The sequence below is a fragment of the Sporolactobacillus sp. STSJ-5 genome (assembly GCF_024385605.1).
Classification (GTDB): Bacteria; Bacillota; Bacilli; order Bacillales; family Sporolactobacillaceae; genus Sporolactobacillus.
In genome coordinates this window covers 172638-188342 of record NZ_JANFOJ010000002.1, presented here as the reverse complement: position 1 = coordinate 188342, position 15705 = coordinate 172638, and the positions used below count along the sequence as shown (strand labels likewise).

The 15705-nt window shown below is 42.5% G+C and carries 17 protein-coding genes; all 17 read right to left on the bottom strand.

The annotated features are described in order from the left end of the window. Positions 1–118: 118 nt before the first annotated feature. The gene (gene tsf / locus NOM01_RS03095) at positions 119–1000 is read right to left on the bottom strand and encodes a translation elongation factor Ts (RefSeq protein ID WP_255746304.1); all 882 of its coding nucleotides are present in this window, start codon (positions 998–1000) and stop codon (positions 119–121) included. Between the two features lie 93 nt (positions 1001–1093). After that, on the bottom strand, positions 1094–1849 hold the full coding sequence (gene rpsB, locus NOM01_RS03090) for a 30S ribosomal protein S2 (RefSeq protein ID WP_255746303.1): 756 nt from the start codon (positions 1847–1849) through the stop codon (positions 1094–1096). 149 nt (positions 1850–1998) lie between these two features. Then, positions 1999–2598 (bottom strand): hypothetical protein, encoded by a 600-nt coding sequence (locus tag NOM01_RS03085; protein WP_255746301.1) that lies wholly within the window; start codon positions 2596–2598, stop codon positions 1999–2001. A 19-nt stretch (positions 2599–2617) separates the two neighbouring features. Continuing rightward, a complete protein-coding gene (locus NOM01_RS03080) occupies positions 2618–3370 on the bottom strand; it encodes a FliA/WhiG family RNA polymerase sigma factor (RefSeq protein ID WP_255746624.1) in 753 nt (250 codons plus the stop codon). Positions 3371–3410: 40 nt separating this feature from the next. Then, positions 3411–3893, bottom strand: coding sequence for a chemotaxis protein CheD (locus NOM01_RS03075; RefSeq protein ID WP_255746298.1), 483 nt, complete (start codon positions 3891–3893; stop codon positions 3411–3413). Beyond that, positions 3890–4504, bottom strand: coding sequence for a chemotaxis protein CheC (locus tag NOM01_RS03070; protein ID WP_255746296.1), 615 nt, complete (start codon positions 4502–4504; stop codon positions 3890–3892). Before NOM01_RS03070 ends, NOM01_RS03075 begins: the two co-directional genes overlap by 4 nt. A 3-nt stretch (positions 4505–4507) precedes the next feature. Continuing rightward, complete coding sequence (locus tag NOM01_RS03065; protein WP_255746294.1) at positions 4508–4978, bottom strand: chemotaxis protein CheW; 471 nt, start codon at positions 4976–4978, stop codon at positions 4508–4510. Positions 4979–4990: 12 nt separating this feature from the next. Beyond that, positions 4991–7072, bottom strand: coding sequence for a chemotaxis protein CheA (locus NOM01_RS03060; RefSeq protein WP_255746292.1), 2082 nt, complete (start codon positions 7070–7072; stop codon positions 4991–4993). A 2-nt stretch (positions 7073–7074) separates the two neighbouring features. Further along, the gene (locus NOM01_RS03055; protein ID WP_255746291.1) at positions 7075–8157 is read right to left on the bottom strand and encodes a protein-glutamate methylesterase/protein-glutamine glutaminase; all 1083 of its coding nucleotides are present in this window, start codon (positions 8155–8157) and stop codon (positions 7075–7077) included. Further along, positions 8154–9041 carry a P-loop NTPase gene (locus NOM01_RS03050; protein ID WP_255746289.1) on the bottom strand — a complete coding sequence of 296 codons (888 nt, stop codon included), beginning with the start codon at positions 9039–9041 and terminating at the stop codon, positions 8154–8156. The genes NOM01_RS03055 and NOM01_RS03050 overlap by 4 nt, the downstream gene beginning before the upstream one ends. Further along, positions 9031–10137 carry a flagellar biosynthesis protein FlhF gene (locus NOM01_RS03045; protein WP_255746287.1) on the bottom strand — a complete coding sequence of 369 codons (1107 nt, stop codon included), beginning with the start codon at positions 10135–10137 and terminating at the stop codon, positions 9031–9033. The genes NOM01_RS03050 and NOM01_RS03045 overlap by 11 nt, the downstream gene beginning before the upstream one ends. Next, complete coding sequence (flhA, locus tag NOM01_RS03040) at positions 10134–12167, bottom strand: flagellar biosynthesis protein FlhA (protein WP_255746285.1); 2034 nt, start codon at positions 12165–12167, stop codon at positions 10134–10136. Before flhA ends, NOM01_RS03045 begins: the two co-directional genes overlap by 4 nt. A 19-nt stretch (positions 12168–12186) precedes the next feature. Next, positions 12187–13275 carry a flagellar biosynthesis protein FlhB gene (flhB, locus tag NOM01_RS03035; protein WP_255746282.1) on the bottom strand — a complete coding sequence of 363 codons (1089 nt, stop codon included), beginning with the start codon at positions 13273–13275 and terminating at the stop codon, positions 12187–12189. Between the two features lie 4 nt (positions 13276–13279). Then, on the bottom strand, positions 13280–14053 hold the full coding sequence (fliR, locus tag NOM01_RS03030) for a flagellar biosynthetic protein FliR (protein ID WP_255746280.1): 774 nt from the start codon (positions 14051–14053) through the stop codon (positions 13280–13282). Positions 14054–14071: 18 nt separating this feature from the next. Next, positions 14072–14341: a flagellar biosynthesis protein FliQ gene (fliQ, locus tag NOM01_RS03025; protein WP_255746277.1), complete on the bottom strand. Its 270-nt coding sequence runs from the start codon at positions 14339–14341 to the stop codon at positions 14072–14074. Positions 14342–14356: 15 nt separating this feature from the next. Further along, the gene (gene fliP / locus NOM01_RS03020) at positions 14357–15031 is read right to left on the bottom strand and encodes a flagellar type III secretion system pore protein FliP (protein WP_255746275.1); all 675 of its coding nucleotides are present in this window, start codon (positions 15029–15031) and stop codon (positions 14357–14359) included. After that, entirely contained in the window at positions 15028–15705 is a 678-nt protein-coding gene (locus tag NOM01_RS17185; RefSeq protein WP_255746273.1) for a flagellar biosynthetic protein FliO, read from the bottom strand. Before NOM01_RS17185 ends, fliP begins: the two co-directional genes overlap by 4 nt.

Genomic DNA, 15705 nt, shown 5'->3' with positions numbered 1-15705 from the left:
CGTAACCCGTGCCCCATTGTAATCCCTTGCTCTGTTTCATCGGGTGTTGAAAACCGCAAAACGGTTATTTGACGGTTGCTATAGATATCGTCGTTCAACAGTCACCTTACAGGCGCAATTATTGTTTCATTTGTGCTTTTACTTCATCAACAAAGTTATCTTCTTTTTTCTCGATTCCTTCGCCTACTTCATAACGTACAAAGGCAAGGACGTCGGCATTTTTGCTCTTCAGATATTCCTTAACAGTGACGTCACCGTCTTTAACAAACGGTTGATCAACAAGGCAAATTTCCTTGAAGAATTTTTTGATTCTGCCGACAACCATTTTTTCCACGATATTTGCCGGTTTTCCTTCGCCAAGCGCTTCTTGTGTCAGCACTTCTTTTTCATGGGCAACAACATCAGCAGGAATTTCATCTTCCTTAAGATATTGTGGGCGAATGGCTGCCACATGCATGGCGATGTCTTTTGCAACGGCTTCATCAGCGCCTGCAACCTTTGTCAAGGCCGCGATGCGTCCGCCCATATGCAGATAGGAGCCGAATACTTCAGCATCAGTCTTTTCCACAATTGAAAAGCGGCGCAAAGAAATTTTTTCACCAATTTTAGAAATCGCAGCCGTAATCGTATCGGCTACCGTTTCACCTGCTGCCGTCTTCTGAGTAAGTGCCTCTTCTACAGTAGCAGGTTCATTGTCAAGCAGATGCTGAGCAAGCACATCAATAAGTGCCTTAAACTCTGCGTTTTTCGCAACAAAGTCCGTTTCAGAGTTCACTTCAAGAGCAACGGCTTTATTGCCGTCTATTTTGATTTCTGCCAAGCCTTCAGCAGCGATACGTCCGGATTTCTTTGCAGCCTTAGCCATGCCTTTTTCGCGAAGCACATCGATCGCTTTCTTAATGTCGCCTTCTGCATCAGCAAGCGCACGTTTGCAATCCATAATTCCTGCGCCTGTCAGTTCACGTAATTCTTTTACTTGTTTTGCACTAATTGCAGCCAATGAGAGTCCTCCTTTTTTGTCTTCCCTAAGTTTTCGTGAAAAGAGTGATAAAGGGCTAGCCCCTTATCACCCCACTAAATGCTTTAACTTTAATTATTCTGCTTTAACAGGTTCCTCAGCAGCAGCTTCAGCCGGCACTGGTTGAGCAGCGGCTTCTTCTGTTTCTTCGCCTTGGTTTGCTTCCAAAACTGCGTCTGCCATCTTACCGGTCAGCAGTTTCACAGCACGGATCGCGTCATCATTTCCTGGGATGATAACGTCGATTTCATCTGGATCGCAGTTTGTATCAACAATTGCGATGATCGGAATATTCAATTTATGTGCTTCAGCAATCGCAATGCGCTCTTTGCGCGGATCAATGACAAACAGTGCCTGCGGAATACTCTCCATATTCTTGATACCGCCCAAGAATTTTTCAAGACGAGCCCATTCTTTCTTTAATCCAACGACTTCTTTCTTTGGCAGCACATCAAAAGTGCCGTCTGCTTCCATTTTTTCAATATCTTTCAGACGTCTGATTCTCTTGCGAATCGTTTCAAAGTTAGTAAGTGTTCCGCCTAACCAGCGTTGATTTACAAAGAATTGACCTGAACGTTCCGCTTCAGCCTTAACAGAATCCTGAGCTTGTTTTTTTGTGCCGACGAACAGAATCTTTCCTCCGTCAGCAGCAATATCTCTAACGAAATTATAGGCTTCTTCAACTTTCTTAACCGTTTTCTGCAAGTCAATGATGTAGATACCGTTTCTTTCCGTAAAAATATACGGCTTCATTTTCGGGTTCCAGCGGCGTGTCTGATGACCGAAATGCACACCGGATTCAAGTAATTGTTTCATTGAAATAACTGACATGAAAAAAATTCCTCCTAATATGGTTTTATTCCTCCGTCTGCATCATTTTCGTGTGCGGCTGAATCGCTTCAGCACCCGCGCATAAATCAACAGACGTGTGTGATTGACACCAAACGTAACTATACCATACTCTAAACAACATAGCAAGATTAGGATTGAACTTTTCCTTGCAATTTAAGCAGCAGTTCGATCTCGCCGGTTCCACGATTCATTTCTTTAGCAATTTCCGTATTTGAATAGCCTTTATTTTTTAATTTCATTGCTTTCAGATACGGAGATTCTTCTACTTGGTCCTTAATATCCTCGATCGGGGGCATCCATCCTTCGTTACTTTGCTCAAGATTAACAGATGGGTCTGTTTTTTTGCTCGTTGATTCCCTCATGGATTGCACCAATTCAGCATTATTTAGCGTTTTGGCAAAAGATTGATCTGATCCTTCTGTATCAGATTCTTTCTGTTTCGACGCAGCTGTTTTCGCTCTTGAATTTGTTTTTCTTGTACGCTTAGTTTTAGATACGCTTGCTTGTTCAGCAGCATGTTTCGTTAGCAGTGCCCTTACTTCTGAAAGAAATTGCTCATTTTCCACGCGAACTGCCTCAATGTGCTCGGCAAAGGTTTTTTTGGCTTCTTCAATGTTTTGCGACGACAGGTCTTGCTGCAGAATTCTGATTCTTTGATAGAGATGCAAAATGAGATATAGAGCTAAAAGCAGTAAAACAAAATTAAGTGTTACCCAAAAAGCTGTCAATGCATTCACCTCACATTATTTATGTAGTTTTCATTTCATTTGCACTAAGATATTGGCGCAGTTTGAAAAGCGCTTTACTATGAATTTGTGAGATACGTGAAGTCGATAGATTTAAAATCTGCCCAATTTCAGTTAGCGTAAGTTCTTCAAAATAAAAGAGAGAAACAACTAACCGTTCTTTCTCACTGAGTTTGTCAATTTCTTTTGCAAGCTGTGCCCGGTCCTCCTGATCTACCAAACGTTTTTCCGGAAGCACCGCATGATTATCTTCAATAGAAGACGACGAACCTTCGCCTCCTTTTCCTGAGGAGCTGTCATCAAGTGAAATTAGATTGGACAGCAAGCTCTCGGATAAGACCTGCGACACTTCTTCTGGAGACAGGCCACAAACATCAGCTACCTCTTCAAGTTTTGCAGATCGCATTTTGGCTTGTTCAATTTGCTCCGCTGCCTTTTCAATTCTTTTGCTTTTCTCACGTGTTGATCGCGGCATCCAATCTTCTTTGCGCAATCCATCTAAAATTGCTCCACGAATTCGAAACGATGCGTATGTATCAAATTTTAAGTCTCTCTGACGATCAAATTTTTCCAGGGCATCGTAAAGTCCAAGCAAACCGAAACTTTGAAGTTCGCCACGGTCGATATTTCGCGGCAATCCGGACCCGATCCGCTGTACGTGGTAATTAACAAGGGGCATATAGAGTTCAAGAAGACAATTTGCGGCCTCTGCATCATGGGACTGAATCCAGCGGTCCCAATACTTTGATTCCATGGTTTCGGGCTTTCCCAATTGTCTTCCCTCCTTTGTTTACTTAAATGATACGTTTCCCCTTAAATATAGCATGAATCGTCAAGTTACAGGTTTCCGTCAAAAACTCAACAGTTCGTCCATAATCAGCACCTGTTTCTTCTGCAACTACCGGAATATGATGCGCAGAGAGTTGATTCCTAACTGCTTCAACATTTCTGCTTCCAATACTCCCCATCGAAAGCAATTTCGTCGTTTTAAACATCTCTGCACCACCGGCAATTTTTGCTTTCAACTGAGAAATTGGGCAATCATAATACTCCGTCATCTTTTTTAGTAATGCAGGGACAGCAGTGTCCGCATATTTTCCAAGTGGATACGTCGTTGTTCGAGCGAGCGATGAATCAGGCAGCATAACATGGGCCATTCCGGCAACTTGTTTCTGATCATGGTAAATCACGACGCCAACACATGACCCAAGGCCAAGTGTTTTCAGTGTCTCCGGGCATTCGGCAAATTTAATCTCAGACAGACCGACGTGGATCACTTGGAATACTTCCCTTCTGCGATGTCAAAAATCGCATCCAAAGAATCAGGAAAGGGCAGAAATAAGAATTCGCCATTCAGTCTGCTTCCTCTCTGTCGATCAAAGAGAACAGCATCAATAAGCAGTGCAGATTCATCATATAGTGATAATTCAACTAAGCCCTCACTCAGAATTGCTCCCGCCATATCCACTGCATAAACCGGCGGTGACTGGGTAAGAGGAATGTTGAGAAAAGATGCCAACGCTGACAAGTAGGAGCCGCAAAGAATGTTGCTGATTTCGCAAAACGCTGATTTGCCCATGGCATCGTCAAGTACATTGCTGCCAGGAACAAGTTCTTCTATCAGCATATTCGCCTGATCAACAGCAAACATCATGAAGAAAAAGCCCCTAAATCCGCCATCCACTTGAATGTAAGAGGCAGCGACATGTTTTTCAGCGTCGTTATCAATTAAATCGGCAATGGGCATCACGTGAACAGACGGGATTCTCATGTCAATCGGTTTATTTAATAGAACGGACAAAGATGAAGCAGCATGTGCAGCACCGATGTTCCCTGATTCCTTAAGCAAATCAAGATGCGGGGTTCGCAATTCATTTAAGTTGTGCATGAATCAGCCCTCTATTTTCTGCAGAGCTGCAACGTCATCTCGATTAAGCACTTGATCAAGATTCAGGAGGAGCAGCAATTTGTTTTCTCCAATTTGAGCGACGCCATTTAAATAGGTCGCAGACGGTCCGCCGATAATTTCCGGTGCCTTTTCAATCTTACCTTTTTCAATATCTAAGACCTCTTTAGAAGTATCAACAAGCAACCCGACTTTCATTTCCTCTACGTCAACAACGATGATTCGGCTTTCTTTTGTTACTTCAGATTCACCCATTTGAAAGCGCCGGCGAACGTCAACAATGGGTATGATTAATCCGCGCAAATTCATCACACCTTCAATGAATGAAGCTGCATTTGGAAGACGTGTAATGGTATCTACTTTTTCAATGGACAATACTTGTTCTACCGGTACTCCGTACGTTTCAGCATTCATTTCAAACAGTATTACCTTCATGATTTCATCCTGATCTGCCATGTGACACCCTCCTCAAGCTTGTTCTTTCAAGTACTTTTTCTTCTGTTTTGCGATGATTGCCTGGCAATCAATAATCAAGGCAACCTTGCCGTCGCCGAGTATCGTTGCGCCTGAAAAACCCGACACATTTTTCAGATACTTGCCAAGCGGTTTCACGACAATATCCTGATAGCCAAGTAATTTGTCTGCAGTCAAGGCAACATGCTTATTGCCATGATGAACCATTACTACAGATGAACCTCTCTGGTTGTCCTCTTGACTGCCCTCTTTAACTTCAGAGCGAATTGATAAATACTCATCAAGATTAACAATCGGTACAATTTGTTCATGGTATTCCATAACGTCCTGATCATGGATTGTCAGCATCTCAATATTTCGTTTTAGTGCTGTTTCAGCAATCGATGAGATAGGAATTGCATAAATTTCTTCATGGCATTGCACAAGCAGTGCATTTATAATCGATAAAGTCAATGGTAATTTCACCGTGAATTTTGATCCAATTCCGGGTGCAGAATCTACTTCAACGGTGCCGCTTAATGAGTGGATCTTGCTTTCAACTACATCGAGACCAACACCTCGACCTGAAATGTCTGAAATTTTGTCCGCAGTACTGAAGCCGGAAGCGAAAAGTAAATGATATACATCTTTGTCAGTCAATTTTTTCGCAGCTTCTTTCGTGACGACATTTTTCTCAATCGCTTTAGAAAGTACTTTTTCTCGATTAATCCCTGCACCGTCGTCCTCAATTTCTACAAAAACATGATTTCCGCTATAGAAAGCACTGAGCGACAGCGTTCCTTGAGGGTCTTTTCCTTTTTCTATCCTAATTTCCGGTGTTTCAATGCCATGATCCATTGAATTTCGAATCATATGCATGAGTGGGTCGCCTAATTCTTCGATTACTGTGCGGTCCAGTTCAGTTTCAGCGCCTTTTATGACAAAGTTTACATTCTTATTCAGTTCCTTAGACAGACTGCGAACCATTCTTGGAAACCTGTTGAATACTTGTTCAATCGGCTCCATACGCAAATTGAGAATGGTTTCCTGAAGCTGATTTGACACGCGTTTAATTGTACCAACCGTGTCTTTAAGATCTCCACTATCAATTTCGGAAGCTATTTTTTCAAGCCGTCCGCGATCAATAATTAATTCTTCAAATAGATTCAACAACTGGTCAATTCGATCAAGATTTACACGAATCGTTTTAGCTACGGCAACCGGCTGATGAGCACTCGCCGATTTATTAGGAGCCTTTGCTTGTTTTTCCTGTTTCTTCGAACCAATCTCCTGTGCCAGCGGACTCTGTTCAACTGGCTGCTTTTCTTCTACAGTAGTTATAGGGGTTACTGTAACTTTTGCAATTTCTGAAACTCCATTTATTTTTTCCAGAACTTGCTGTTCTTCAGTATCCGTTGCAATTAGAAAGCCCAGTTGCTGATCAAATGCTTCTTTCTCAATTTCTTCTGTTGAAGGACGTGTGCCGATGATTGTCCCAATCTCTTCTATAGCATTGGAGATCATTAACGCTCTTGCCGCTTTGAGCACGCAATCTTTATTTAGCACGACAACTGTTTCAAACACTTGCATTTTTTGTTCCTGGACTTGAGAAATAACTTCTTTTTCATAATCCGTTAGATTTATAGTTTCTCCATGAATGGATGCATTGGAACTACTCGTTTCCGTTTTCTTTTCTGCTTGTTTCGAATTGGTCTGTCCACCCGAAGTGATGGCTTGAAGCTTCTGTACGGTAGCGGCTACATCACATGCATCACTGCCGCTCTGCTCAATTGAGTCGGCCATTGCTTCAAGATGATCCATTCCTTCAAAAAGAACATCGATCATCTCTGAATTGACACGAATACTTTGATGACGAAGTGCATCGAATACATTTTCCATGATGTGCGTCAGTTCCATCATGTTTTGAAAGCCCATTTGTCCGGAGCTGCCTTTTAATGTATGTGCAGATCTGAAAATACTATTAATCAGTTCAGGATCGTCCGCATTCTGCTCCAGTGTCATCAGTTTATCATTCAAGTTTTGCAAATGTTCTCTTGCCTCGTCAAGAAACACGCCTAAATATTGACTCATATCCATGATTATTCATCTCCCTGTAATCCGAATTGACTGCAGATCGCTTCGGAAATATGGTATAAAGGCTGAATTTCATTTACCTGTCCTGTCTCAATCATTGCTTTTGGCATGCCAAACACTGTACATGTCTCTTCGGACTCAGCGATGGCGTGCACATCATTTCCCGCGGCACATAGTTCGGTAATTCCTTTAGCACCGTCTTTACCCATTCCAGTCAGTATCGAGACAACATAGGAATAACCATGCAATGCTGCAAGTGATTGCAGTGTAACATCTATAGATGGACGCACACCATTTACAGGCGGTGAATCGGACAGACGCACTTTAAGGCGTTTTTGTTCGTCTTCTTCAATCAGCAAATGCAAACCGCCGGGTGCAACGTATGCATGCCCATTTTCAAGCAGTTCTCCTTCTGCAGCCTCAGTTACAGAAAGAGGTGACATTCGATTGAGCCGATCAGCAAGCGATTTTGTAAATCGAGGCGGCATATGCTGCACAATAAGTATTGGCGCCGGCAAGTTGCTGTTCAGTCTAGGCACAACAGACTGTAATGCCTTTGGTCCGCCGGTAGAAGTACCAATGAGTACAATGGGAGAGCTTTTTATTGAGTTGCTCAACGAACGTTTTCGAGATATCTCTAATACGTCCTTCTTTTCACTAATCCGTACAGGTTCTCCCACTCTAATCCTTGATACTGCCGCCTGTCTGATTTTGGCCTGCAGTTCATGCTCAATATGTTCCATATCAGAAAGCTTCCCAGATGGCTTAAATATAAAGTCGAAAGCGCCTCTGCTCATTGCTTCAATAACATAATTTGCATTTTCATCTGAAGCTCCGCTGACCATAATTGTCGGTGTAGGCTGCAGCCCCATAATATCATTTAAAACCCCAAGCCCATCCTTGTCTCCTGGCAAGATAATATCAAGGGTGATCACATCAGGATGATAATGAAACAATTTTTCAAGAGCGTCCTTGCCGTCCCTTGCCGTCGCCACCACTTGCAACATAGGGTCTTCTTCAATCATTGCTTTAATCGTTTGCCTCATAAATGCAGAATCATCAACAACGAGCACCTTAATCTGATTCATCGCTCGTTCCTCCTTAGCAACCCAAAATAAGTTCTGACTTTATCCGTAAATGATCCCGTTTTTTTATGCTCCGCCTGCCCAATGCACTGAACAAGAAAGGACCGAGCAAGCAGCCTCATGTTAACACAGTAGTGGGCACGCGGCCTGCTGAGCATGCACGGAACTTGTTCTCGTACGGACATCAAAAGATTATGGTCTTTTGGCAAAGAAGCAAGCCATGTCGGCGAATTACCTAAGAACCGCTCAGCGACTGATGACAGCCGCTGCCACGAATCCATGCCTTCTCTGCGATTAAAAATTTGATTGACAACACATGAGATCTCCAAGTCTTTCTTCAAGCCGTACACCATTTTCATTAATGAGTAGCTGTCTGCCATTGCCGGTGGTTCAGGCGTTGTAATGAGAATCAAGCGATTTACTGCGAGCATAAAATGAAGCATATCCTCAGACGCACCCGCTCCAAAATCGAAAAGAATAAAGTCAAATTGGCGTTTCACTAATTCAAGTTGTTCAACAAAGAAAGTTAAATAATTTTGATTCATATGAAACAAGTTGGAAAGTCCAGAACCGCCAGCGATGAATGAAAAATTTGGGGTTACACCCACCTGAACCTGCTGGAATGGCCATTCGCTTTTTATCGCGTCCACAATATTAGTATTTGCATTTCTGCCTATTATTTGTTCAATATTTCCCATTCCAATATCCAGATCAATAATCAAAACTTTTTTGCCCAATTCTCCAAGTGCTAAAGCAAAATTGACACAAAAAACAGACTTTCCAACTCCGCCTTTACCACTGGCAATACCAATGATTGGCGCGGTCTGAATTGTATCTTTTTCTTGGGAAATGCGCATTCTTAATTTCTCTGCCTGATCATTTATCATTTGAATCACCCAATAATAGATTAATCAATTCTCGAAGATTCGGATTACTTAAATCATCAGGTACATCTTGTCCGTTTGTTATGTATGAAACGTTTAACTGCCGATGCTTCAAGAGCATGCTGATTATCGCACCATAAGATAAAGTCTCGTCCATTTTAGAGAGAATTAACTGTGAAAGATGTAATGGATCAAGCTGTTGAATGACCATATTCATATCCTCAAGTTTCATAGTCGCCGAGAGGACTAAAAACATGCCAATTTGAGACTCATCTTGAATCAAGCGGATCAAATCGTTTATATAGGCGCCATTTTTAAAGTTGCGCCCTGCAGTGTCAATAAAAACCTGATCATAGTGGGCTAATTTTTGCATCAACTCATGAAAATCATGATCTGTGTATGCAATTTCAATTGGTGCGCCGAGAATATTTGCATACATCTTTAATTGATCAATAGCTGCAATTCTGTACGTATCCGTAGTTATAAAAGCTATTTTTTTCCCCTCGTCCAAAACTGCACGACTGGCAAGTTTCGCCAAGGTTGTCGTCTTGCCAACACCGGTTGGCCCGACGAGCATAATATAGCGATTACTAAGTACAGATGTTTGAAAGCGGGTGGGATCAAGATTTTGAACCAATCGGCCCTTTATTACTTGGATCATTTCTTCTCGAGTCATACGCTCGTCACTCTGATACCATTTTTTGATCAACACCTGAGTTAATGCATCTAGATCACTGCTAATTACTCCTTGATCTAAAAGTTTGCCGCGCAGTTCTTCAATTAAATCAGGTGCAGTAAAAAGTCGGTCCACTTTTTCACTTACGCGTCTAAATGGCATTCCGCTATCTGCTGCTGAACGATGATGAGACATAACTTCCTTATCTCTTACATCGGTTATTTTTCTTGGTTTATTAATCGGCACATCCATTTCTGAATCACTGGCAGCCAACACTTCAACGTTTTCCTTTTTGAACAAATTGAAAAACTTTCCTGTGGTCACCTTTTTTGTGTGGAAAATAACTGCATCGCTGCCCAATTCTTGTTTTACTTTTTCAATTGCTTGTGCCATGGTCGGTGCAATAATCTTTTTCATTTTCATGCTGCGCTCAGCACCCCAATACTTTGAACTTCAACATTCGTCTCTAGTTCGTTGTAAGATAGGACTCGAACATTTGGAAAATATCGTTCGGTTAATTGATGGACATACATACGTACGGCTGGTGAACAGAGTATAACCGGATCACTTTCCAAATCCGCCCATTTTTCAATGGAGGCAGACAAGTTCTTCAGTAATTGTGACGTTGTCGATCCATCTAATGCAAGAAAATTTCCATGCTCCGTCTTCTGTACAGAATCAGACACTTTTCGTTCAAGATCAGGACTGAGTGTCAGTACCTTTAATGTTTCTCCTTGACTAGTGAACTGTTCCGTAATTTGTCGTGACAGGGACTGCCGTACATATTCTGTCAACAGTCCTGTCTCTTTAGTCATCTGTCCGTAATCCGCCAGCGTCTCAAAGATAATCGGCAAGTTTCGAATTGACAAATTTTCCTTCAATAAATTAACTAAGACCTTCTGTACATCACCAACCGATAAAGGATCAGGAATCACGGCATCAACTAAAGCTGGGTATTGCTCTTTCAAATGATCAACGAGCTGCTGCGTCTCTTGCCGACCAACGAGTTCATAAGCATGCTTTCTCATAACTTCAGTTAAATGAGTAGATACAACAGATGGAGGATCAACTACAGTATAACCTGACAGCTCCGCCTGTTCCTTCGTTTGCTCATCAATCCAAAGTGCTTTAAGCCCAAAGGCAGGCTCGAGGGTCTCAATACCCTTGATCGACTCATCTTCAATTCCCGGACTCATTGCAAGATAGTGATCAGGAAGCAATTCGCCTTTTGCAACCTCACTGCCGTTAATTTTAATTCGGTAGCTGCTTGGTTCAAGCTGTATATTATCACGAATTCGAACAACCGGCAGCACGAACCCAAGCTCCAGCGCTAATTGACGTCTGATCATGACGATTCGATCAAGCAAATCCCCGCCCTGTGAACTATCGGCAAGGGGCACAAGTGCATAGCCAAACTCGAATTCGACAGGATCCATATGTAAAAGATTCATCACATTTTCTTGACTTTTAAATGTTTCTTCAGCTTTCTTGTCTTCTTCAGCAGTCGCGTCCTGCTCGACATTGACCCTGCGTCTGCGAATAAGTAGACCTGAGATGACAAGAATTAACGCGATTGGAAGCGTGGACAACAGACCAATTGGAGTCAAACCAAGAATGAAAATCACGCAACCAGCAATAATCAGCATGATCGGGTAGGCCATCAGCTGGTCTGACACTTCTTTTCCCATATTGTTCTCAGAAGACGAACGTGTCACAATAATACCAGTGGCCGTCGAAATCAGAAGAGCAGGGATTTGGCTGACGATTCCATCACCAACCGACAATAAGCTGAAATTTTGCGCCGCATCAGCGAGACTCATCCCTTGCTGCATGACACCAATGATCATACCGACAATCAGGTTAATGGCCACAATGATCATACTGGCAATTGCATCGCCCTTGACGAATTTACTGGCTCCGTCCATCGCCCCGTAGAAATCGGCTTCACGTGTAATCTTTTCTCGACGGCGCTTGGCTTCCTGATCGTTAATCAGTCCCGCGTTCATGTCAGCATCAATGCTCATCTGTTTTCCAGGCATTGCGTCCAATGTAAAACGGGCGGCTACTTCTGCCACACGTTCGGCACCTTTTGTAATGACGATGAATTGGACAATAATAAGAATCAAGAAAACGACGAGGCCGACAATGATGTTTCCCTCTACAACAAATTGCCCGAACGCTTCGATAACACGGCCGGCATCACCCTCAGTAAGGATTAAGCGAGTCGTTGACACGTTAAGGGCGATCCGGAACAAAGTCATAATCAATAATAGTGAAGGAAACACCGAGAAATCGAGAGATTCCGTTACATTAAGTGTGACAAGAAGAACAACAAGTGCAAGGGAAATATTTATGATAATTAAGAAACTCAATAAAGATGACGGTAATGGAATGATCAGCATCATCACGATTAACACGACACCGATCATCACAATATAATCTCTCGTTTTCATCGTTTTTCCTCCTTTCCGATCAGGCTTTGCCTTTTAAACGGTATACATAGGCAAGGATCTCAGCAACCGCTTTGAAGAATTCTTCAGGTATGCTGTCGCCTATCTCAAGATGATGATAAAGTGCCCGTGCAAGCGGCTTTTTTTCAACAATAACAATTTGATTCTCTTTGGCTATTTCCTTGATCCGCAAAGCGATAAGATCCGCTCCTTTTGCGATCACTTTCGGCGCAGTCATTTCTTCTGCGTCATACTGCAGTGCAACGGCGAAGTGTGTTGGATTTGTAATAATAACATCCGCGTTCGGCACTTCCTGCATCATACGGTTGAGTGCCATCTGCCTTTGCCGTTCCTTAATCTTTGATTTTATTTGCGGGTTTCCTTCAATAGTTTTGAATTCGTCCTTAATATCTTGTTTGGACATACGCATGTTTTTCTCATAATCATATTTCTGATAGAGATAATCGAGCAGCGACAATGCAATCAGCGCTATTGAAACAGCAATTCCCATGTTCAACATGATTTGCGACAAGGAACGGACACTCTCCAGAAGCGGCTGACTGACCGATTGGACTATTGATTGACGATTCATCCACAGAATAGCAAATGCGATTATACCGACGAAAACAATCTTAAGCATTGACTTAAGTAATTCAACAATCGCACGAAGTGAATAAGTTCTTTTGAGTCCCTTGAGCAGGCTGATCCGTTCACCTTTAAACATTAATGACTCGGGAAGAAAAAGGAAGCCCACTTGAAAAATTTGTGATGCCGCACCGACAACCAACGCAATGATCAGAATTGGCAAAAGCAGTTTCAATACCTGGATTGAAAGATCAGTGAACATCTTGTGTAAATTCTGCTCAGTTACGGACATACCCAAGTTTACATTAAAGAATTGCCCCATCATTTTTGCGAGCTGCTCAATGACTCCACCGCCGGCAAATCGAAAGTATAAGAAAAAGGCAAGCAGACTAACTGCCGTACACAAATCAGCGCTTTTAAAAACTTGTCCTTTTTTTCTGCCCTCTTCACGTTTATGCGGCGTTGCTTTTTCAGTTTTCTCACCAGCAAAATACTGCAGGTCTACCGAATAGCGCAGTTTCATCATCCTTCTAACTCCCTAAAAGGCGCATAAAATCACTAAATATTGATGTCATCGATTCAAAAATAATTTGAAACAGCCCGATCAGTGCCGGAAAAACAACCAGCATCACGGCAAATCCAACCAGCAATTTAAGCGGCAGTCCGACAACGAAAACATTAATTTGCGGTACAGTCCGTGCAACCAGTCCGACGGCTACATCCACAAGAAAAAGGCATCCGACAATAGGTATTGCGAGCTGTGCTGAGATCAGAAACATTTGTGCTGTAACACGGGAAACGAATTCAGCCGTTGAGCCGCTGCCAAACGCAACACCAAGCTCATTCACCGGAATCAATTGAAAGCTGTAAAGAACACCGTTAATCAGCATATGATGTGCATTAACGCCAAGAAAGAAAAGCAGCTGCAAAACATAAAGGAACTGACCGGTCAGAGGTGTAGGTACACCGCTCTCCGGGCTGATGACATTTGCAATCGCAAATCCAATCTGCATATCAATAAATGCACCGGCGAGCTGTACTGCATAGGTAATGATCCCGGCAACAAATCCCATCGTTAATCCGACTAACACTTCTTTCAACAAAAGCAAAATGAAACGCCCATCAAGCGGAACAGACTGGCCATTAAGCAGGGTCACATCGACGAGCAGTGCAAGTACCGCTGCAAGTCCGATTTTCACCGGCGCAGGAATCGTCCGATATGAAAAAATAGGCATCGTGACAATAAAACTTGTCATTCGCGCTAAGATTAATAAAAATAGTGGGATCGCATTAACTAATGACAAGATTTCTCAATTCCTTTTCTATCGAATGAAGTTCGGTAGATTTGCAAAAATATTTTGAGCGAATGCGAGCATTTTCGAAAGCATCCATGGCCCGAACAAGATTAGGCCGAACAGAACTGAGACAATTTTAGGAATAAATGCCAGTGTCTGCTCTTGAATTTGAGTTGCCGCTTGAAAAATGCTGACAATCAAGCCAACCACGAGTGAAAGAATGAGAATCGGACCACCGATCATTAAAATCGCCATGACGCTCTGATCGGCAATAGAAAGGATCATTTCAGAACTCATCGTGCCTCACCTTTCTTAGAAACTCTTAAGCAATGATTCGACGATCAGATACCAGCCGTCCACCATGATAAAGAGCAGAATTTTAAAGGGCAGCGAAATCATGACCGGCGGGAGCATCATCATGCCCATTGCCATCAAAATACTTGCCACTACCATATCAATGACCAGAAAAGGAATAAAAATCATGAACCCCATTTGGAAAGCCGTTTTCAATTCACTGATTGTAAAAGCAGGAACCAATGCAGTAAGCGGAATGGCGCTTACCTTTTTCGGCTGCTTGTACTTCCCATAATCAAGGAACAGCTGCAAATCCTTTTCTCGCGTTTCTTTTGCCATGAATTCCTTTATAGGAATTTGAGCTCTTGTCAATGCCTGTTGCTGCGTGATTTCTTTCTTCATATAGGGCTGTACAGCGTCCGTATTGATTTGTCCATAAACAGGAGCCATAACAAAAAATGTAAGAAACAATGCAAGACCAACTAAAACCTGATTCGGCGGCATCTGCTGAGTTGAAAGCGACGTCCTGACGAATGAAAGGACAATGATGATCCGTGTAAAACATGTCATCAGTACTAAAATAGCCGGAGCAAGCGAGAGCACGGTCAAGACAAGCAGCAACTGTAAGGTTGTTGCAACATCCTGAGGCTGATTCGTGAAAAAATCGGCGGATATACCGGGTATGCTGTTCATTTTTTCACGACCTCCCGAATCAGAGCGCTTAATTTCTTTGAACGTTCTTCATTTACCGAAACCAGCTGCTGATGAAGATCCTCGTCGCTGGCAGTCGATTCTCCTTTTTTTTCTGACCTCTCTACTGGACGGCGAAGCGTGTGATCCGTCGTCCATTTTAAGGCTTTCATCACATTTTCTTCAAGAGGATCAGGAGCGTCCTTTTTCTGTGTCAGTGCTTCAATGACTTGTGGGTCATTAATTTCTTTGAGCAGTTGAACGGTTTCGCCAACACCGACTACAAGGACCTCATCTCCGACACGAATCAATTGCAGGGAGCGGTTTGTGCCTAGTGAGACGCCGCCCATGTTTTTCAGAGCTGTAACTTGAGCAAATCTTCCTGAACGCTTCGCGACGAAATGATACAGCAAATAAATCAGTGCTAACACAATCAATAAAGCGAAAAACAATTTAATAAAAGTAACGAATAAATTCGTACCGGTATCATTCACTGATTTTGTTTTTTGTGTGCTGCCGCTTTTCGTCGATGTTTTTTGTTCTTTCTGTCCGTTTTCAATCCAATCCTTAACGGTACCATTCCCGGAATCCGCATAAGAAATGGAACTATGACCGATGCAGAAAAATAATAGAATAAAGAGCGTAATAATTATTTTATACCAATGAGACTTCTTCAC